Genomic DNA, 19,239 nt, shown 5'->3' with positions numbered 1-19,239 from the left:
GACCGGCACCATGCGCAAACGAAGGCTCCGAGGGTCGTCTTATGACTGCACCAATACCTCAAGGACCGATCGGCTTTCCGTTCGGAAAATCGGTGCTGGAGAGCGAGGTCAGGGGAGGGGCGGTCGCGGTGCGTCTCAGCGGCCCTGCTCTTCCAGGGAGCGGGCGCGGTTGTCAGAGAGTGGCCGTGGCGGCCGTGCCACGGTTGCCGTTGGCACCGATCGGGACGAGTTCGAAGCTTCGGCCGGCGGTGAGGTCGACCGACTCGGCGAAGAAGACGTCGCGATGGACCCGACCGAGCCAGCGGATGCTGTCGCGGGACGTCTGCAGGATGTCGTACGCCGAGGCGTCCGAACGCAACGACCAGGCGAAGGTCAGGTGCCGGGTGGAACCGGCGCCCGGCCCGGCGTCCGCGACCTCGAAGGCACGGACCTTCCCGGGCTTGCCGTGGATGGCGTTGACGTCGTCGAGCAGTACTTTGCCGAGGTGGCCGGTTCCGCTGGTACGCAACGAGATCCGCGCGATCCGGTCTTTGTCCTTGTGGATCATGCCGCGGAACTCGGTCCAGCCGTCGCGCGGTTTGCCGGGTACGAGCTTGGTCCACGTGATCGTGTTGGGTGCGGACCGCCGGGTGATGCCGACCTCGACCGTGGCCAGGCCCGCGGCCAGCACCTGGAGCTTGGTGTGCGCGGACTGGGTGATGTCGGTCTTGAACAGGTGCATGATGCCGCTGCCCGACAACGCGAGGCTGTGCGCACCCTCGTACGCGATGCTTTCGTCGAGCGTCACGGTCAGGCCGTCGGTCCAGTACTGCCAGGTCAGCGATCGGTCCGCACAGCCCTGGTTGTCCCAGCCGCTGTCGCGGACCTGCTTGCCGTCGAGGTAGAACGTGCTGCCGACGCCGAGGTTGAAGCTGGTCACGATCGGGAAGGCGCCGTACGGCGACCGTTCGGCGATCGCGTGCGCGACACCGTCGAACTTCTTGTAGTTCAGGACATCCTGACGGTACGGCGGTTTGCGCGGCAGTTGCCGCCCGGAGCTGACCGGGTTGCCGGTCGGACCGGACCAGAACCGCTGCTCGAGGTCGCGATACTTCGCCCGTCCGTCCGGCGTCACGGTGGCGGTCCCGTTCCAGAACGCGTCCTCGACGAACAGCCCGACCGAGACCGGTCCCGGGTGCCCTGGGTACGAATAGTCGGCGAAGCATTCCGCCGGGTTGAAACCGCCCTGCTGATGCTCGACGCCGGCGAACGCGACCGCGCGTGGATCGAATCCGGCGGTGGTCGCGGTCTTGGCGCTGGCGGTCAGGTCGCGGTCGGTGTACGGCCAGCCGTAGTTGACGAAGATCGAGTCCACGGTGGGATCGCCGGGGGTGCCGAGCCAGCCGACGTTCCTTTCGTTCAGCATGTTCTGGTAGTTCAGGTTGCCGTTCGGCAGGTCGGCGTCGTAGTACTGCAGGTAGAAGTCCGGATCCTGCGCCTTGATGTACCGGAACAGGTCGCGCAGCTTTCCGGCCTGGGCGGCGGTGATCGCCGCCTCCTGGTTGATGAACAGGCCGTCGAACCCGAAGTACCGACGGATCTCGATCAGCTTGTCGCCGACCGGGAACGATCCGTCCGCCGCCTGCACCAGGAACTCGCCGAAGTCGACGCCGGTGCGCGGCCAGAACCAGCCGCCGATCGTCTTCACGCCGTTCTTGTGCGCGGCCTCGGTCCAGCCCGGGTTGGGGATGTCGATGACGCCGTACGTCCGCCCCGGCGCGCCTGGCGTGGCGACCACGTCACTCGGTACGGACGGCAGCACCTGCCCGTGCCACGTACCCCAAACGTCGATGTACGGCCAGAATCGCTGCGTGTAGACCTGTCCCTCCAGCCCGATCGGTTGGTTCCGGCCCTCGTAGATCGAGCCGGAGTCGTCGATCGTCAGCGTCGACAGCCGTACGCCGGGGTCCAGGTTCGGGTGTGCCTGGGTCGGCGTGAACGGCGCGATCCGCGGTGCCAGCGGGACCAGGCAGCGCAGGTGCCGCGCCCACGGATGGGTGGCCGGGTCGAAGGCGAGCAGGTCCGCCGGGTTCCACCCGTACGTCGACGGCCCTGGTGGAATCCCGCCGGACCCCGGCTTGGCCGCGGCGGCACCGGTTGTCCCGGCCGCGCCTGAGGTCCCGCCGACGGTAGCGGCCGCCGGCGCCGTACCGGTGATCCCGGCAAGTGCCGCCGCAAGCCCGGCACCGCCGACCGTGATCACCGTCCGCCGGGAGACCTGCTGTGGATCCGTCATCGCCCCACGCTCCTAGATATACCGGTTTAGCTTGCACCGCATCATAGGGACGACAAGGACGTAACAGAAGAGCTGAACTGGTTTTGCGATGGGCCGTTCTGGTCAGACGGCGGCCGGCTCCAGGTAGGGGTCACGTTTCGGAGGGCGCGGTCGACGTACTCCTCCTTCTCGCCGACGGGCGCCACGTAGTGCATGGCTTCCTCGGCCGCGGGCAGGCCTTGCAAGCGGGCGATCGTCCAGGTGGCCAGATAGGTCGAGGCGAGACAGCCGCCGGCGGTGGCCAAGTTGCCTTGGGCAAAGAACGGCTGATTGAGTACGTTCACGCCGGCCGCGATCACCCAGGGTTTCGTGGTCACGTCCGTACACGCGGGGACATCGGCCAGCAAGCCGAGTTTCGCGAGTACGAGCGTGCCGGAGCACTGCGCGGCCAGCAACTGGCGGCGGACGTCGAGCCGGCGCAAGGTCCGCATGATGGCGGGGTCCTCGACCACTTCGCGGGTCCGGCAACCGCTGCCGACGATCACCGCGTCGGCGGCGCAGGCCTCGTCGAGGTCGATGGTCGCGTCGATGGTAACCCCGTTCATCGAGGTCACGCGCGGTTCCGGAGCGGCGATCGACACCTTCCAGCCCGGCGCCTTGACCCGGTTCAGGATGCCGAGGGCGATCAGCGAGTCGAGTTCGTTGTAGCCGTCGAAGGTCAGGATCGCGGTGTGCATACCGGCAGGTTAAGGAGGTCTGTTCATGACTGTCCAAGAATTGTCATGCATACAATCGCGGGTGTGAGAGCACCGAAGTACAAGGCGCTGGTGGACGCCCTCGCCGAGCAGATCCGGACCGGACGGTTGCCGGCCGGGCACCGGCTGCCGACCCACCGGCGGCTCGCCTCGGCCGAAGGAATCGCGCTCGTCACGGCCTCCCGGGTGTACGCGGAGCTGGCGGCGATGGGGTTGATCAGTTCCGAGCAAGGGCGCGGGACCTTCGTCCGCGACCTTGTCGTCACGCCCGGCGAAGGGATCTCCGAACGGGAGGTCGCGGCCGACGCGATCGATCTGAGTTTCAACTCGCCGTCCGTGCCGGGCCAGGCGGAGCTGCTGCGGCAGGCGTTGCGCGACCTGGCCGGAGCCGGTGATCTCGACGCGCTGTTGCGCTACCAGCCGCATCGCGGTCGCGGCCAGGATCGCGCCGCGGTCGCGCGGCATCTGCGCCGGCGTGGACTCGACGTCGGCCGCGAGCGAATCCTGCTCGTGAACGGCGCTCAGCACGGGCTTGCGGTGACGGCGATGGCGCTGTTCAAGCCTGGTGACATGATCGCGGTCGACGCCGTCAGCTACTACGGATTCATCGTGCTCGCGCGCACGCTGGGGCTCGACTTGGCGCCGGTGCCGATCAGCGGGCGCGGGCCCGATCTCGATGCGCTCGAAAGCCTGTGCCGATCCCGCCGCGTCCGGGCGATCTTCACAATGCCGACGATGCACAATCCCCTCGGCCTGGTGTACGACGAGCCGCAGCGTACGCGGTTGGCAGCGATCGCCCGCGACCACGACGTACTGATCGTCGAGGACGCCTCCTACGCGTACCTGGCCGAGAATCCTCCACCGCCGCTGGCAACCTTCGCGCCGGAGCGCACGGTGTACGTCTCCAGTCTTTCGAAGAGTGTCGCGAGTGGTCTGCGGATCGGCTTCCTCGCGGCGCCGGTGGAGCTGGTGCCCGGATTCGAACGCGTCATCCGGGTGACTACGTGGCAGACGTCGGCGCTGAACTCGGCGATCGCCTGCCGCTGGATGGACGACGGTACGGTCGACCGGCTGGAGGACGAGAAACGGCTGGATGCCCAGGCGCGGCAGGCGATCGCGGACGAGGTGCTCGCCGGGCTGCCTTCAGTACGCCACCCGTCGTCGTACTTCCGCTGGCTCCCGCTGCCGCCCGACGCGCGACCGGACCGAATCGCCGCGGCCTTGGCCGGCCGGCGAATCGCGGTCTCCACCGGCGAGCCGTTCGCGCCCGTACCCCCACCGCCACAAGCTCTGCGCCTGGCCCTCGGCTCGGTCCCGCTCGCCACCCTCCGCACCGCCCTCGACCAGGTTCGCGAGGCAATCGATGCCGACCAATCACGCTGATGTCAGGTAGGGGCGGTGGCCGATCTGGGTGGCCAGGCAAAAGAGGGGATCGACGGTTCTCGGGTTGGCGTTGGTCAGGTGGGTGAGGGCCTTGGTTTGCTGGCGAGTGGCTTCTTGAGTGGCCCAGTGGCAACCCCCGGCGGCATACCGGAACAGCTGGAACGCCAGGCCGAGGTGGTTGCCGAACCGGCGCAGGCAGTCGACCTGGAAGCTGGTCGCGCCCGCGGCGAGCCCGCCGAGCGCGCAGGCCCCGGCGAAGAGCGAGCCGGCCTTGCCGGCGGCCATGGCCAGGCATTCGTCCACCGTCACATCCGGACAGCTCTCGAAGGCGAGCTTGGCGTCCTGCCGAGCGGCCAGCGCCAGCAATGTCCGGCACATCTCCCGGGCGGCGTTCGGACAAGCATCAGGCCCGTGCGTCAGGCCGCTCATGGCTGAGGTCAGCAAGGCATCCCCGGCCAGGACCGCCCGGGCGTCGCCGAAAACCTTCCAGGCCGCGGGTCGTCCGTGCTGGAGGTGGTCCCGGTCCATCAGCTCGTCGTTCAGCACCGTCGAGTGGTGTACGAGTTCGACCGCGACCGCGGAACGGATGGCGTCCTCCGGCGCGGCTCCCAGTGCCTGTGCACTGCCCAGTACCAGCGAGCCGTGGAGGCCCGTGCCTGGGCCGGGTTCGGTCGGCCGGCCAGCTGCGTCACACCAGCCGAAGTGATAGCGCGCGACGATCCGGACCGGATCGGACAGGCGGTCCACTGCTTGCCGGAGCAGCGGCGCGGTGAGCTCGCGGAACGGCGGCATCGGCGAACTCCTCGAGGCGGCGGGAATGCGAAATCCGGGGCGGAATGTTCGACATCGTCCAGCCGGACCCCGATTCCCGTCAATGCCGCCGCGACTTTCTTAATACTCGGCCGGCGATATCGACGGAGCCGGAAATTGCGGGTTCAAGTGAAAAGGCAGTTCTTGGAAAAGCCTTCACGAAATTAGGGGTGGTGATCGCCGTGGATCATCAGTACGGTGCAGGGTTCCGGGGTCAGGCGGCGGAAGCGGTGCTGGGTGTTGCCGGGGTAGGTCGCGGAGTCGCGGGGCGCGAGGGTGGTGAAGGTGCTGGTGGCGTCGCCGGGTTCACGGGTTTCCAGTTCCAGGTGGCCGGTGACGACGTACAGGAATTCGGGCCGGGCGTGTTTGAAGAATTCCTCGTACTCGGTGCCGATCTCGCTGAACTCGGTGACGTCGACGCCTTCTTGATGCAGTAACAGCCGGGTGCCTTCGCCCAGCAGCGGCGGCTCGGCGGCTTCGGGCATGGGCGAGACCGAGGCCAGCAGGGATTGCTGGGTGGTGCCCAGTGCTTCGGCGATCAGGAAGAGCGATCGCATCGACGGCCGGGCCCGGCCGCGTTCCACCTGGCTGAGGAACGGGTGTGACAGGCCGGTCGCCTCGGCAACCTCGACCAGGGTCCGGCCCTGGCGGTGCCGCAGTTGCCGGATCGCGGTGCCCAGCTGAACGTCCACGTCCTTCAAGTTCATCTCGCGCCCTGCTCCGTCCAGCTCGCCGCACCGTTCCCGTGGTCCTCACGCGCACCCAACGATCTCATCGGGACGGGCCCGGGGCCCGGGTGACGGCGAGCCGGGTGGGCTGGCCGGGCCCCGAGGACTTGGCAGGCTTGGCGGGCTTGACCGGCACGACCGGCGCGGCGGCGCCCGCGAGCAGCGCGTCGACCGCCTCCGCCGAGTACGCGCCGCGGACGAGTTGCCGGCTGAGGCCGATGGTGCTGCTCTCGTCGGCGACCCGGGTCGGGGTGACGCGCAGGTCCTGCAGGGCACGGGCGACGGTGTCGGCGCGTACCTGCGCCTCGATCACGCCGGCGACGACGTCGAGCCGGCCGAGTGAACCGCCGAGGACGAGCCGCGCCGGGTTCACGGTCGCGACGATCGAGGCGACGGTACGGCCGACCCGCCGGGCGGCCGCGGTGAGCGCGTCCAGGACGACCGGGTCGCCGTCGAGGGCGGCGTGGACCACGTCGTCCAGGTCGTGCAGGCCGAGGTCGCGGAGGATCGCCCGGCCGGACGCCCAGGCGGCCAGGCAGCCGGAGCGGCCACAGCTGCAGCGCGGGCCGTCGTCGGTGACGCGGATGTGGCCGATGTCCCCGGCCGCCCCGTTCGCGCCGTCGATCACGTTGCCGTTGACAACTATCCCGGCGCCGATGCCGTGCGAGTACTTGACCGCCAGCAGAATCCCGTCGTCCGCGGTCGCCGCGGCCTCGCCGAGGGCCAGCGCGCGGGCGTCGTTCTCGATCAGGACCGGCACGCCCCAGCGGTCGCGGAGGTGCCCGGCCAGGTCGTAGTCCTCCCAGTGCCGCATCGTCGTCCCCTCCAGCAGCCGCCCGGTGGCCGGGTCGACCGGGCTCGGGATGCCCATCCCGACGCCGACCAGCCGGGCCGCGCCGTCGGTCCGCAACAGGGCATCGCCCTGGTCGAGCAGCTGGGGGATCAGCTGGTCCGGCGGCTGGGAGGTGTCGAGCCGCAACGTCTCCATCCGGAGCGTACGACCGGCCAGGTCGGCGACCGCGATCCGGCCGCGGAGCTGACCGAGGTCGAAGATCAGCACCACCCGGTCGCGATCGTCGAAGCGCAGCAGTTGCGCGGGCCGGCCGCCGTCCGAGTTGGCCGCGCCCGCTTCGTACACGAGATTGGCCCGGAACAACTGGTCGAGCCGCTCGAAGAGGGTGGTCCGCGAAACGCCCGTCGTGGCCAGCAGTTGCTGCCTGGTCCAGCCGGGCCGGCTCCGGATCAGCGCGAAGATGTGCCCGGCCGACGCCGACCCACCGGGTGCGGACCCGGCGGCCGACCCACCCGCATGCTGGGAATCGGCACCCTGGGAATCGGCAGCTACGGCTTCCGGCGGTTCGGAGCTCACGCGCGCATCGGTCCCCTCGATGGTGTGCCTTGACGTACGACGGCTACCCTAGTTACGTTCAGTCAGCATACTAAAGTCCAGGGATCTTCCAAAGCCCCGAGACGAGAGAGGTCGCCGCCATGACCGTCGACGCGACCCTGGCCGAGGGCGCCGCGCAGGTGCTGCGGGACAACGACAACGGAGTGATCCTGGTCGCTGCCCCGAGCCTGTACCCGCACCAGTGGAGCTGGGACGCCGCCTTCATCACCGTCGGGCTGGCCCGGGTGTCGGTGCCGCGCGCGCTGGCCGAGCTGTCCTGGCTGCTCGGCGCGCAGTGGCAGACCGGGATGATTCCGCACATCGTCTTCGACGCCGTCGACGGGTACTTCCCCGGCCCGGAGCGCTGGCGGACCGAGCTGTCGCCGAATCGTCCGGCCACCCCGCCGACGTCCGGCATCTGCCAGCCGCCGGTGCACAGCCTGGCGCTGGCGGCGATCGTCGAGGCGGCCCGTCACGGCAGTGCCGCGGATCGGCGCGCGGCGACGGAGTTCGTCCGGGACACGCTCGACCAGTGGCTGGCCTGGCACGAATGGCTCGCGACGGTCCGCGATCCGGACCGCACCGGCCTGTTCGAGATCCATCACAGCTGGGAGTCCGGGATGGACAACTCGCCGCGATGGGACGCGCCGTACACGCGGGTCACGCCCGGTGTGATGGCGCCGTTCGTACGCCGGGATCTCGCCCACGTCGAGGATGCGACCGAGCGCCCGACCGACCTGGACTACCGCCGGTACATCTGGCTCGTCGACCAGATGGCCTCGGTGCGGTACGACGATGCCGACGTGCAACGCGTGATCGACTTCCGGGTGAGCGACGTGTTCAGCTCGGCGCTGCTCGCGCTGTCCAGCGATGTGCTGGCGGAGCTGGCCGACACCGTGGGCCGGCCGGACGCCGCGGACCGCTTGCGGGTGATCGCCAAGCGGTCGCGGGACGGGGTCGCGGCCTCGGTTTCGCCGGCCACCGGCCTGGCGCGGGATCGCGACGTACGGACCGGGGAGTGGTTGTCGACAGCAACCGTCGGCGGGTTCGCGCCGCTGCTGTGCGGCGGCGATCCCGGGCTCGTGTCGGCCCAGCGGGAGCTGTTCCTCGGGCCGGAGTGGTGCGGGCATCCAGAGCTTCGGTATGCGGTGCCGCCGACGACCTCGCCGGCGGATGCGGCGTTCCATCCGCGGCGGTACTGGCGGGGCCCGCAGTGGCCGGTGATCAACTGGCTGTTCGCGCGCGCTGCCGTCGAACGTGGGGATGACGAGTTGGCCGGCCTGCTGCGGGGGGAGTCGCTGCGGCAGCTCAGCGATGGCAGCTTCTCCGAGTACTACCACCCGCTGAGCGGAGCCGCCCTGGGCAGCCGCAACCAGTCCTGGACGGCAGCGGTCGCCCTGGACTGGCTAGGTCGATCCTGGTAGCCCGGCCGCGACCTGGCCCCGCTGCATGTCCTAACTCACTGAGTTCACCACGTTGAGTGGTGCCTCGCCGGCCAGGACCAGGCGCAGGTTCTCCCCGACCATGGCGCGTACGCGGGCGCGGGACTGATGTGAGTTGGCCGCGATATGCGGCGTCAGGTAGACGTTGGACAGGTCGTGCAGCGGCGATGCCGGGTCGAGCGGCTCGGGGTCGAAGACGTCGAGGGCCGCGGCGGCCGGCCGGCCCTCGCGGAGGCCGGCGATCAGTGCGTCCGTGTCCAGCAGGCCGCCGCGCGCCGAGTTGACCAGGATCGCGCCCGGCTTCATCCGCTTGAACTCCGCGGCTCCGAACATCCCGCGGGTGTCCGCGGTGAGCGGCAGATGCAGGCTGATCACGTCCGCTTCGGCGAGCACGGTGTCGAGTGGAACAGCGCGGGCGTTGGGTACGTCGAGCGGGCGGCGCGCCACGTACATCACCTCTGCCCCGAAGCCCCGCGCTCGCTTGGAAACCTCGCGCGCCACCGCGCCCATGCCAACCAGCCCGACCCGCAACGCGCCAAGCTCATTGGCCAGGCCGGTGCGGTTGCGGAGCACGTTGAGGATTGCCATCAGTACCCAGTCGGCCACCGCGGGTGCATTGGCGCCGGGGGTGTTCGCGACCGGGATGCCCTGCGCGGCGGCCTGGGCGACGTCGATGGAGTCGTACCCGACGGCCGGCTGCTGGATGAAGCGGCATTGCTTCATCGCCGCGATCGCGTCCCGGTCGAGCAGGTACCGCCGGGCGGCGTCCGCGATCACCAGGTCGGCGTCGCGGACCAGTTCGTGCAGCTCGTCGCGGTCGCCGCTGCCGGAGGCGATCCGGATCCGCAGCTGATCGGTCCCGGCCAACTCGCGGACCAGCGCCTCGTCGTACGCCGACAAGCACGCGACGACGGGATCAGAGTTCGCGTACGTCATGAATCGCCTCCTCGTTCAGTCGCATCCCGAGGCCGGGAGTGGTCGGTGCGTGGACGACGCCGTCCACCGGGCGGATCGGATCGGCGAGGAAGTGCTGGTACAGCGGACCGAGCCGCAGCAGGTACTCCAGCTCCGGGATCAGCCCGGGCGACGCCGAGAAGGTGAGCGCCGCGTTGCACTGCAGCGACTGTCCGTGCGGGATGAACTGCCGCCCGGCCGCCGAGATCAGCGCCCCGATCCGGTTCATCTCGCTGATCCCGCCGCCCCAGTGCGGATCGGCCTGGTACAGGTCGAGCGGCGCGTGCCGCAGCAGCCGCGCGACACCCCAGTGCGTGTACTCGTGCTCACCGCCCGCGAGCTGCGTGCGACCGGCAACGAGATCGCGCAACGCGGCCAGCCCGGCGGTGTCGTCGGGGAGCAGCGGTTCCTCGATCCAGCGCAGCCGCAGGTGCTCGGTCTCGCGCGCGACCGCGACCGTGAACGGGATGTCCCACGAGTTCCACGCGTCCAGCATGATTTCGAGGTCGTCGCCACCGGCCGCGCGGACCGTCTCGACCAGCTCGACCACCTTGCGGACCCCGGCCCGCCCGTCGTTCGGTCCCCAGCGCGGAAACCACTTCAGCCCGCGGAAGCCCAGCGCGCGGAGCTCCTTGGTCCGCGCCGCGACCGCGTCCGGCTCCAGCGAGTCGCCCAGCGTGGACGCGTACGCGGGTGCGGCGTCGCGGGTCGGTCCACCGAGCAGTACGTGCGCGGGTACGCCGAAGTGCTGCCCGCGGATGTCCCACAACGCGCAGTCGAGCGCGGACAACGCGAGCATGCCGGCGCCGGCCCGCCCGTGGATCATCGACCGGTAGGCGATGTCCCAGACGCGGGCGCCGGCGAGCGGGTCCAGCCCGACGACCGTGTTGCGCAAGGTGGTCCGCAGCAGGTGGGCCTGGTCGCTCGACAGGACGGCGGTGGTGCCGGTGATGCCCTCGTCGGTGTCGACGTGCAGGAACAGCTGCCGAACCTCGAGCGTGCCGTCGTCGCGGCGTACCAGTTGCTCTGGGCCACGATCGGCGTACTCCGGGTAGAGGTCGACCGGGCGGCGCAGGCGCTGGTCCCAGAACGGCCGGTCGGCAGGCAGCGCGCCGACGTACTCGACGCAGCGGATACCGGAGATCCTCACACTGTCACCTCGAAAATAGATCTGTTCAGCAGGTGTACAAAAAGCCGGATGATCAGGCTACAGTGTTGACACTCTCAACATCGAGGCTCAACCCGAACCCGAGGTGACGTCAAGTGCCTGAAGATCCGACGCTCGCGGTCGCCGCGGGCGGTGGTGTCCGGCGAGCAGGGGACAAGGCAGCGCGGATGGTCGGGCGCTCGGTCCCCAGCGACCAGGCGCGGGCGGCCGTCAACGGCCGGCTCGAGTACGTGACCGATCGCCGCCTGCCTGGCATGCTGCACGGTGCCGCACTGCGGGCGAAGGTCCCGCACGCGCGGATCCTCCGGATCGACACCACCGCCGCCCGGGCGATGGCCGGCGTACACGCGGTCGTGCTGGCCGCGGACGTCCCGTTCAACCTGCTCGGTCCGAGCGAGGCGAACGGCCCGGTGCTGGCCGCGACCACGATCCGGCAGGTCGGCGACCCGCTGGCGCTGGTGGCCGCGGTCGACGAGGGTACGGCCCGCCGCGCCGCCGAGGCGATCGTGGTCGAGCTCGAACCGCTGCCCGTGGTGGCCGACGCTGCCGTCGCGCTCAGCCCGGGCGCGACGCTCCTGTACCCGACCGGGAACGAGGCCGGCCGGATCGCCTTCGCGTCCGGCGATGTCGAGACCGCGCTGGACACCGCCGACACGGTGATCGAGCGTGAGGTCTTCACGCCCGCCCAGGAACACGTCGCGATCGACACCCCGGGCGGCGTCGCGGTCTGGGAGAGCGGCCGGGTGACGATCTGGTGCGGCTCGCAGAACCCCGGGCTGCACACCCGGCAGGTGGCGCGGGCGATGGGCGTCGAGGTCTCGGACGTCCGGATGATCGCCGGCCCGGTCGGCGGCGCGTTCGGCGCCCGGAACGACGACCCGATGCCGACGCTGCTCGCGGTTCTCGCCAAGGCGGCCGGGAAGCCGGTGGCGATGCGGATGACCCGCGAGGAGACGATGATCTCCGGCGCCAAGCGGCACCCGTTCAGTACCCGGCTGCGGCTCGGGATCGATGCCGGCGGCAAATTTGTCGCGAGTGACATGACCGCGGTCGCCGACACCGGTCCGTACCTGACGTCGGGTCCGTTCGTACTGAAGACGTCCGCGGAGATGTCGGTCGGTCCGTACCGGATGGGCGTCGCCCGGTACGACGGCCGGGTCGCGCACACCAACAACGCGAATGCCGGCGCGTTCCGCGGGTACGGCGTACCCCAGGTCGCGTTCCCGCTGGAGACCGCGATCGACGAGGCGGCCGAGCGGCTCGGCGTGGACCCGGTCGAGCTGCGGATGCGCAACCTGCTCCGCGGCGGTGAGCGGCACGGCCTGTACGGGCATGTGATCACCACCGGCCTGCGTGCCGCCGAAACCTTGCAGGCGGCGGCCGACGACGAATGGTGGGCCGGCCGGAAAGCCTGGCAGGCAAAGGCGCAGGGCCCGTGGCGGCGTGGCACCGGGATCGCCCTGGCGGTGAAGGGCGTCGGCATGGGCAGTGGTCGCGGCGACGCGGCGCGCGCCCGGCTGATCATCTCGCTCGACGGACGCATCCACATCTGGGCCGGGCCGAACCACACCGGGCAGGCGATCGACGTCGCGTACCGGCAGGTCGCGGCCGACACCCTCGGGTTGCCCGCCGACCAGATCGAGGTCGTGGTCGGCGACACCCAACTCGTTCCCGAGTCCGGCGCGACCGCGGCCTCGCGCAGCATGTACGCCGGTGGTGCCGCTGTTCGCGCGGTCTGCCGGCAGTTGTTGGAGGCCGCGGGTGAGCTTTCGCTGGACGATCTGCCCGCGCTCGCGGCCAAGCTGGTCGCGGACGAACGCGCCGAGTTCGAGGCGACCTTTCACCTGCCGGACGTGTCCGACACCGGGTTGATCGATCCGGAAGAGCTCGGCACGTACGCGCCGCATCTCGTCTACGGCGCCTCGGCGCAGGTGGTCCGGCTGGAAGTGAACGAACTGACCGGCGAGATCCGCGTACTGGGTGTCGTCTGTGCCGTCGACTGCGGTACGGCGATCAACCCCGGCGCCGTAATCGGCCAGGCCGAGGGCGGGGTCGCGCAAGGACTCGGCTTTGCACTGATGGAGGACTACCGGCTCGCGGATGGGCAGCCGGTGACACGCAGTCTGGAGAACTACTTGATCCCGACGATCCGCGACGTACCCGAGATCCGCACCTTGCTGATCGCGGGGGACGAGCCGAGCGGCCCGATGGGCGCGAAGGGAATGGCCGAAGTGGTGATCGTGCCGACCGCCGCGGCGGTCGCGGCGGCGGTTGCGGACGCGGTCGGCGTACGGCCGGACCGGTTGCCGATCACGCCCGAGATGCTGCTGATGGCGCGGGCGTCATGAAGATCAACGGACACGTGGTGACTTCGCCGGAGCCGGACACCCGGCTGCTGGACTACCTGCGCGACGACCTCGGTCTGACCGGCAGCAAGGAAGGCTGCGGGATGGGCGAGTGCGGCAGCTGCACCGTGCTGATCGACGGTCGGCCGGTGTGCTCGTGCCTGGTGCTGACCGGGCAGCTTGCGGAGGCTGAGGTCGTCACGGTCGAGGGGATCGCCGAGCATCCGCTCGGGCCGGCGTTGCAGGACGCGTTGATCAAAAATCAAGCGGTGCAGTGCGGGTTCTGTACGGCCGGGATCGTCGTTTCGGCGGCCGCGCTGCTGGCCGAGGACGCCGATCCGGACGAGGATCGGATGCACGCCGCGCTGGAGGGAAACATCTGCCGGTGTACGGGGTACGGCGCGATCACGCGGGCGCTCCGGAGCGTACGCCGATGATGATTTCGCCGGGATCCACGGTTGAGCTGGCCGCGCTGCCGGGTGCCGGGAGTTTGCTTGCCGGAGGCACCGATGTGCTGGTGCAGCGGCGGGACGGGCGGGACTTCGGGACGTTGGTGGATGTCACGAACCTGGCTGACGCGCCGGCCGTGGTCGAGCGGCGGGACGGTTTGCTGATCCTGTCCGCGCTGGCGCCGATCGCGGAGCTCGATCGGCAGCTGGGGGAATCGTTGCCGGGGTTGCGGATGGCGATCGGTTGTTTCGCGTCGCAGCAGATCCGGAACCGGGCGACGCTGGGCGGGAACCTGGCGAATGCCTCGCCTGCTGCTGATTGCGTGCCGCCGTTGGTCGCTGCCGAGGCGGTGCTGGTGTTGCGGTCGGCGGCCGGTACTCGGCGGGTGCCGGTTGACGACTTCGCGCAGGGGCCGCGGCGTACGTGTCTGCAGGCGGGTGAGTGGGTGCACGCGGTCGAGGTGCCGGACCTGAGTGACCGGGTCGAGGGTTTCCGGAAGCTCGCCGGGCGGCGCGCGCTGGCAATCTCGGTCGCCAGCCTGGCGTGGTCCTGGCGGGAGACGCCGGACGGGTTGCAGGATGTCCGGCTGGCCGCCGGCGCCGTCGCACCAACTGTCATCCGCTGCAAGCAAACCGAAGCACTGCTCAACACCAAGCAACCAACAACTGGCGCCAAGCAGCCGACTACCGGCGCCCGGCGGCCGACCGGGGCGACCGGGGTGTCCGCCCCGGCTGCCGCGGCGGCTGTTACGGCAGCTGCTGTGACGGCGGCGTTGCAGGCTGATATTTCGCCTATTGACGACTTGCGCGCCACCGCGGCTTATCGGCGTGCGGCGCTGGCCGGCGTGCTGGTTGAGGCGCTGGGTGCTCATCTACTGGAGGTTTTGTGAAGACATCCGCCACGATCCGGCTCGATCAGCCGGTCACCGACGCGGCCGAGCTGTCCCGGCGTGCCGAGGACCTGGGATTCGACGGTGTCTGGGTCGCCGACCACTACTTCCATCGCGACGCCAGTGCCGCGCTGTCGCTGATGGCCACCGCGACCACCCGCGTCACCCTGGGCACCGCCGTGACCAGCCCGCTCCTGCGCCACCCCGCCCTGCTCGCCAGCCTGGCCGGGTCGATCGGTGAGATCAGCGGCGGCCGGCTCGTCCTCGGTGTCGGTCCGGGCGGCTACGAGTTCGCCACCGAGCTGGGTACGCCGGTCAAGCGGCCACTGGGTTTGACCAAGGAAACCGTCCGGATCATCCGCGGTTTGATGGCAGGCCCGACGACCGAGCCCGGCGACACGTTCCGTACCCAGAACGCCGCGCTGAAGTTCAACGCGCCGCCGGCACCGGTCTACCTCGCTGCCCGTGGACCGAAGATGCTCCGCCTTGCCGGTGAGATCTCCGACGGTGTGATCACGCACGGCCTGAGCGCGGGCCACATCCAGTACGTGATCGACCAGGTGTCCGCGGCCGAGAACCGCCCGCGGGTGGTCGTGATGCTCGACGTGCAGGTCGACGAGGACCGCGGCCGGGCGCTGGACGCGCTGCGCCCACGCTGCCTGAACATGGCCGGTGGCTCGTACGCCGACGAACTGATCGAGATCTACGGCCTGAACCGGCCGGACGTCGAGCGGCTGCGCGCCGCGGTCCGCTCCGGCGACCGGGACGCGGCGACCGCGCTGGTCACCGACGAAATGGTCGACGCCTTCACCATCGCCGGGCCGACGGCACACGTCGCGGAACGGCTGTCCGAGCTGGCGAGCTTCGGTGTCGACGAGGTGATCCTCTCGACCGCGGCCGGCGGCCTGGACGAAACCACGAACAGCCTGACCGAACTGGCGAAAGCAGTGATCCGATGAACATGCCGAAAACCGCCGCCGTACTGGGCTCCGGGGCCGGTGCCCTGTCCTGTGCGATGGAGATGTCGCTCGCCGGGATCGAGGTGACCGTTGCCGACTTCCCGCAGTTCGCGAGCGGGATCGAGGCGCTCGCCGACAGCGGCGTGATCAAGCTGAAGTGCCCGTGGCACGGCGTCGACGAGGCCCCGATCGCCGGTACGTCGACCAGCCCGGCGCAGGCGGCCCGTGACAACGAGCTGATCCTGGTTTCGGTGCCCGCGTTCGGGCACGAGACCTTCGCGGAGCTGCTGGCCGAGGTACTGGTCGACGGGCAGTCGGTGATCTGGATGGGCGAGGGCGGCGGCGCGCTGGCGCTGGCGGCCGCGCTCCGGCGGGCGGACCGGAAGCTCGATCTCCAGATCGCCGAGTCGAACAGCCTCCCGTACGGCGCCCGGGTGCGCGCGCCGGGTCTGATCACCGCCTCCCGCAAAGCCGGTGGTACCCGGGTCGCCGGGCTGCCGGCCGGCAACGGGCTGGTGGAGGTCGTCACCACGATCTGGCCGTGGCTCAGCCCGGCCGAGAACGTCTGGGAGACGATGCTGCTGAACTTCAACGCGATCGACCACGTCGCGCCGATCATCTGCAACCTCGGCGCGGTCGAAGGCCGGACGGCCCCGTACCTGCTGTGGGGCGAAGGCTCGACCCCGGCGGTGTCGCGGGTGATCGAGTACGTGGACGCGGAACTGCTCGCGATCCGGGCCGCGCTCGGCCTGAAGGACCGCGCCGGGTACGCCGACTACCTGGTCGAGCAGGGTTTCGCGGCCGAGCGTGGCGAGACGCTGCACGACACGTTGCAGTCGTCGGCCTTCGCGAGCAGCACGATCGCGACCGGGCCGACCGCGCTGAACAGCCGGTACATCACCGAGGACGTTCCGTACGCGCTGGTGCCGTTGTCGTCGCTCGGCGACGAGCTGGGCGTGCGGACGCCGACGATCGACAGCCTGATCCAGCTTGCCGGGATCGCGACCGAGACCGACTTCTGGAAGGTCGGCCGGACGCTGGCCGATCTCGGTCTGGCCGGCGCCGGCAAGGAGGGCCTGCTCGCGGCCGCAAGGGACGGCTGGTGGTGACCACGGTCCGGGACGGGACCGTTGCCGAGGCCAACGACCTGAACCTCCCGGCGGACCTTTCGGTGGCGGGAAAGGTGGTGCTGCCCGGCCTGGTGAACGGGCACGACCACCTGCGCTCGCTGCTGCCGTTCACCCGGCGCTCCGACACCAGCGCGCTGGCCGACCTGATCGAGGCCGGCCGGCTCGCCGGAACGGCCGCGACGGCCGAGGACTACCGCGCGCTCACGGCGCTCGCGTCCGCGCGGCAGGTGCTGTCCGGGATCGTCTCCGCTGTCGATCACGTCTATCCGCTGCATGACGAAGCCATGCTGCGGGCAGTGGCCGAAGGGCATGCGGAGGCGGGTTTGCGCGGGCAGATCGCGTACGGCGTGAGCTCGGCGATCGATCTTGACCGAGCAGCCGCCGCCGCGGACGACGTCGTACCCGCCGAACGGCTGTACTTGGCGCCGGTGTCCTTGCGGCAGACCTCCGTGGCCGACTACCGGGCCTCGGTCGCGGCGGCCGAGCGGACCGGGCTCCGGCTCTACACGCACATCGCCGAGACACTGGACGAGGTCGAACGCTGCCAGGCCGAACACGGTCTGCGGCCGATCGAGCTGCTGCACGGCATCGGCTTCCTGCGCCCCGGCACGGTCCTCGTCCACTGCGTGCAGGTGAACGACCGAGAGATCGAGCTGCTCGCGGAGAACTCGGTGTCGGTCGTGTACTGCCCGTCGAACCACCTGAAACTCGCGAAGGGCTTCGCGCCGGTACTGGCGATGCGTGACGCCGGTGTCCGGGTTTGCCTGGGGATCGACGGGATGACCGATCTGTTCACCGAGATGCGACAGGCCGTGTACGCGCAGGGATCGGCCGCCGGTCGTCCGGGCGCGCTGACCACCGAATCCGCCTGGCGGATGGGGACCACCGACGGGTCCGCGGCAATCGGCGACAACGATCCTGGTCTGATCACGGTGGCCGCGGACGACGTACGGCTCGCGCCGCTCGTCGACCCGGTGCAGGCGCTGGTACATCGCGGTTCCGGTCCGCAGGTACGCGATGTGCTGGTGGACGGCGAGCTCGTCGTACGCGACGGCGCCTTGGTCAAGGCCGATCTGGCCGAGTTGACCGAGCGTGCCTGGAAGGCGACTCGCGGCATCGCGGAGCGTACCGGCAAGGAGGTGCCGGCCGACTGGAACTGGCAGCAGAACTGACGTTTCCCGGCCGGCGCCCCGTTACGGCCAGCACCCACAGCAGTGAAAGACCGACCTGTCGCAAGCTCGCGACATGAATGAGGAAGGCTGAAAGATGCGTCCACGCGTCGAAGGCAGGCTCCCCGGACTCCTGCAGGCGAAGGCCAGCCGCCGAGGGTTCCTGATCGGTGCCGGCAGTATCGGCCTGGCCACGGCCATGGCCGGCTGCGGTTCCGGCGGTTCCGGTGGCTCGGGCAAGAACGGCACTCTGACCATCTGGGCGTCGACGACGTTCGTCCCCGGTGGCGATTCGGCCCTGAGCAAGGCGGCCGGCGAATTCGGTACCAAGAACGACGTCAAGGTCACGGTGCAGGGCTTCGCGGCCAACGACCTGATCAACAAGATCACCACCACGCTCAGCGGTGGCGGCGGCCCGGACCTGGTCATCGTCGACGTCTCCCAGGTCGCGCAGCTGGCCGCGGCCAAGCTGCTGGCCGACCTGACCGACCGGGTCACCCCGATCAAGAGCCAGTTCTTCCCCGGCAACATCGCCGCCGCGACCTCCGAGGGCAAGATCTACGCGGTCCCGTACGACACCTCGAACGTCGCGCTGTTCTACAACAAGAAGATGTTCGAGAAGGCCGGCATCAGCGCGCCGCCGACCACCTGGGACGAGCTGCGGTCCGCCGCCAAGGAGCTCACCGGCGGCGGGAAGTACGGCTACATGCTCGGCGCGAAGGGCTACGGCTCGTACCTGTACTGGCCGTGGTTGTGGCAGAACGGTGGCCAGGTCACCAGCCCGGACTTCACCAAGGCGACGTTCGACAGCCCGGAGGGCCTGGAGGCGTGGCAGTTCTACGCCGACCTGTACCTGAAGGACAACGTCGTCCCGCCGACCTTCCTCGGCGTGACCGACTCGTGGGACCAGTTCCTGCAGCCGTTCATGACCGAGACGGTCGCGATGATGCCGATGGGTGACTTCGGTATCGCGCCGCTCACCAAGGGCAACCCGAAGCTCGAGTACGGGGTCGCGCCGATGCCCAAGAAGGTGCAGAGCGCTACCGTCCTCGGTGGCAACGCGGTCGCGGTCACCAAGGCGGCGAAGAACGCCGACCTGGCCTGGAAGTTCACCTCCTGGCTGACCTCGGCCGAGCAGGAGAAGGTGCTGGAGGAGGGCTACAAGCGGATTCCGGCCCGGACCGACATCACCGGCTCGGAGTTCGCCGGCAAGGACCCGGCGCGGGCCGTGTTCGTCCAGCAGGCGGCGACCGCCGTGTCCCGCCCGCCGGTACCGAACTGGGGCGCGATCGAGTGGGGTGTGATGGCCGACGCGTGGGACTCGGTGATCCAGAAGAAGAAGGCCCCCGCCGACGCGCTGAAGGCGGCCGCGACCGACTCGACCGCGAAGCTGACCAAGAAATAGAGGACCGATGA

Annotated in this window: 16 protein-coding genes; 9 read left to right on the top strand and 7 right to left on the bottom strand. The window is 69.9% G+C overall.

The genetic code is table 11. The features are described from left to right. Window positions 1-172: 172 nt before the first annotated feature. Window positions 173-2,275 carry an endo-beta-N-acetylglucosaminidase gene (locus tag HDA44_RS20890; protein WP_184836923.1) on the bottom strand — a complete coding sequence of 701 codons (2,103 nt, stop codon included), beginning with the start codon at window positions 2,273-2,275 and terminating at the stop codon, window positions 173-175. Between the two features lie 41 nt (window positions 2,276-2,316). Further along, on the bottom strand, window positions 2,317-2,991 hold the full coding sequence (locus tag HDA44_RS20885; protein WP_184836921.1) for a DJ-1/PfpI family protein: 675 nt from the start codon (window positions 2,989-2,991) through the stop codon (window positions 2,317-2,319). A gap of 63 nt (window positions 2,992-3,054) precedes the next feature. Between HDA44_RS20885 and HDA44_RS20880 the strand changes: the two genes are divergently transcribed. Continuing rightward, entirely contained in the window at window positions 3,055-4,392 is a 1,338-nt protein-coding gene (locus tag HDA44_RS20880) for an aminotransferase class I/II-fold pyridoxal phosphate-dependent enzyme (protein ID WP_184836919.1), read from the top strand. Here HDA44_RS20880 and HDA44_RS20875 read toward each other — a convergent pair. The 3 genes from HDA44_RS20875 to HDA44_RS20865 form a co-directional block, all read right to left on the bottom strand. Continuing rightward, complete coding sequence (locus HDA44_RS20875; RefSeq protein ID WP_184836917.1) at window positions 4,384-5,184, bottom strand: polyprenyl synthetase family protein; 801 nt, start codon at window positions 5,182-5,184, stop codon at window positions 4,384-4,386. The two genes, HDA44_RS20880 and HDA44_RS20875, sit on opposite strands and share 9 nt — an antisense overlap. A 182-nt stretch (window positions 5,185-5,366) precedes the next feature. Beyond that, window positions 5,367-5,909 carry a helix-turn-helix domain-containing protein gene (locus HDA44_RS20870; protein WP_184836915.1) on the bottom strand — a complete coding sequence of 181 codons (543 nt, stop codon included), beginning with the start codon at window positions 5,907-5,909 and terminating at the stop codon, window positions 5,367-5,369. Window positions 5,910-5,973: 64 nt separating this feature from the next. Beyond that, window positions 5,974-7,299: an ROK family protein gene (locus tag HDA44_RS20865; RefSeq protein ID WP_184836913.1), complete on the bottom strand. Its 1,326-nt coding sequence runs from the start codon at window positions 7,297-7,299 to the stop codon at window positions 5,974-5,976. A gap of 119 nt (window positions 7,300-7,418) precedes the next feature. Here HDA44_RS20865 and ggh point away from each other — a divergent pair, with 119 nt between their 5' ends. Continuing rightward, complete coding sequence (gene ggh / locus HDA44_RS20860) at window positions 7,419-8,741, top strand: glucosylglycerate hydrolase (RefSeq protein ID WP_184836911.1); 1,323 nt, start codon at window positions 7,419-7,421, stop codon at window positions 8,739-8,741. Between the two features lie 30 nt (window positions 8,742-8,771). On the opposite strand, the gene HDA44_RS20855 is transcribed toward ggh, so the two are convergent. After that, window positions 8,772-9,695, bottom strand: a complete 924-nt coding sequence (locus HDA44_RS20855; protein ID WP_184836909.1) for a 2-hydroxyacid dehydrogenase — start codon at window positions 9,693-9,695, stop codon at window positions 8,772-8,774. Beyond that, window positions 9,676-10,863 carry an enolase C-terminal domain-like protein gene (locus HDA44_RS20850; RefSeq protein WP_184836907.1) on the bottom strand — a complete coding sequence of 396 codons (1,188 nt, stop codon included), beginning with the start codon at window positions 10,861-10,863 and terminating at the stop codon, window positions 9,676-9,678. The genes HDA44_RS20855 and HDA44_RS20850 overlap by 20 nt, the downstream gene beginning before the upstream one ends. 113 nt (window positions 10,864-10,976) lie before the next feature. Here HDA44_RS20850 and HDA44_RS20845 point away from each other — a divergent pair, with 113 nt between their 5' ends. From HDA44_RS20845 to HDA44_RS20815, 7 genes are all read left to right on the top strand, one after another. Beyond that, the gene (locus tag HDA44_RS20845; RefSeq protein ID WP_184836904.1) at window positions 10,977-13,229 is read left to right on the top strand and encodes a molybdopterin cofactor-binding domain-containing protein; all 2,253 of its coding nucleotides are present in this window, start codon (window positions 10,977-10,979) and stop codon (window positions 13,227-13,229) included. Next, a complete protein-coding gene (locus HDA44_RS20840; protein ID WP_184836902.1) occupies window positions 13,226-13,663 on the top strand; it encodes a (2Fe-2S)-binding protein in 438 nt (145 codons plus the stop codon). Before HDA44_RS20845 ends, HDA44_RS20840 begins: the two co-directional genes overlap by 4 nt. Beyond that, window positions 13,660-14,565, top strand: coding sequence for an FAD binding domain-containing protein (locus HDA44_RS20835; protein ID WP_184836900.1), 906 nt, complete (start codon window positions 13,660-13,662; stop codon window positions 14,563-14,565). Before HDA44_RS20840 ends, HDA44_RS20835 begins: the two co-directional genes overlap by 4 nt. After that, on the top strand, window positions 14,562-15,524 hold the full coding sequence (locus HDA44_RS20830) for an LLM class flavin-dependent oxidoreductase (RefSeq protein WP_184836898.1): 963 nt from the start codon (window positions 14,562-14,564) through the stop codon (window positions 15,522-15,524). The genes HDA44_RS20835 and HDA44_RS20830 overlap by 4 nt, the downstream gene beginning before the upstream one ends. After that, a complete protein-coding gene (locus HDA44_RS20825) occupies window positions 15,521-16,633 on the top strand; it encodes an NAD/NADP octopine/nopaline dehydrogenase family protein (RefSeq protein ID WP_184836896.1) in 1,113 nt (370 codons plus the stop codon). The genes HDA44_RS20830 and HDA44_RS20825 overlap by 4 nt, the downstream gene beginning before the upstream one ends. Then, a complete protein-coding gene (locus HDA44_RS20820) occupies window positions 16,627-17,826 on the top strand; it encodes an amidohydrolase family protein (RefSeq protein WP_184836894.1) in 1,200 nt (399 codons plus the stop codon). The genes HDA44_RS20825 and HDA44_RS20820 overlap by 7 nt, the downstream gene beginning before the upstream one ends. A 94-nt stretch (window positions 17,827-17,920) precedes the next feature. Then, a complete protein-coding gene (locus tag HDA44_RS20815) occupies window positions 17,921-19,228 on the top strand; it encodes an ABC transporter substrate-binding protein (protein ID WP_184836892.1) in 1,308 nt (435 codons plus the stop codon). Window positions 19,229-19,239: the final 11 nt, after the last annotated feature.

The organism is Kribbella solani (assembly GCF_014205295.1).
Classification (GTDB): domain Bacteria; phylum Actinomycetota; class Actinomycetes; order Propionibacteriales; family Kribbellaceae; genus Kribbella; species Kribbella solani.
The sequence above is the reverse complement of the archived record's forward strand: the minus strand, read 5'-3'. Positions and strand labels throughout refer to the sequence as shown.

What these genes read in the sequence shown, in the direction of transcription:
- HDA44_RS20890 (WP_184836923.1), bottom strand. Translation starts at nt 2,275, where the DNA reads ATGACGGATCCACAGCAGGTCTCCCGGCGGACGGTGATCACGGTCGGC.
- HDA44_RS20885 (WP_184836921.1), bottom strand. Translation starts at nt 2,991, where the DNA reads ATGCACACCGCGATCCTGACCTTCGACGGCTACAACGAACTCGACTCG.
- HDA44_RS20875 (WP_184836917.1), bottom strand. Translation starts at nt 5,184, where the DNA reads ATGCCGCCGTTCCGCGAGCTCACCGCGCCGCTGCTCCGGCAAGCAGTG.
- HDA44_RS20870 (WP_184836915.1), bottom strand. Translation starts at nt 5,909, where the DNA reads ATGAACTTGAAGGACGTGGACGTTCAGCTGGGCACCGCGATCCGGCAA.
- ggh (WP_184836911.1), top strand. Translation starts at nt 7,419, where the DNA reads ATGACCGTCGACGCGACCCTGGCCGAGGGCGCCGCGCAGGTGCTGCGG.
- HDA44_RS20855 (WP_184836909.1), bottom strand. Translation starts at nt 9,695, where the DNA reads ATGACGTACGCGAACTCTGATCCCGTCGTCGCGTGCTTGTCGGCGTAC.
- HDA44_RS20840 (WP_184836902.1), top strand. Translation starts at nt 13,226, where the DNA reads ATGAAGATCAACGGACACGTGGTGACTTCGCCGGAGCCGGACACCCGG.
- HDA44_RS20835 (WP_184836900.1), top strand. Translation starts at nt 13,660, where the DNA reads ATGATGATTTCGCCGGGATCCACGGTTGAGCTGGCCGCGCTGCCGGGT.
- HDA44_RS20825 (WP_184836896.1), top strand. Translation starts at nt 15,521, where the DNA reads ATGAACATGCCGAAAACCGCCGCCGTACTGGGCTCCGGGGCCGGTGCC.
- HDA44_RS20815 (WP_184836892.1), top strand. Translation starts at nt 17,921, where the DNA reads ATGCGTCCACGCGTCGAAGGCAGGCTCCCCGGACTCCTGCAGGCGAAG.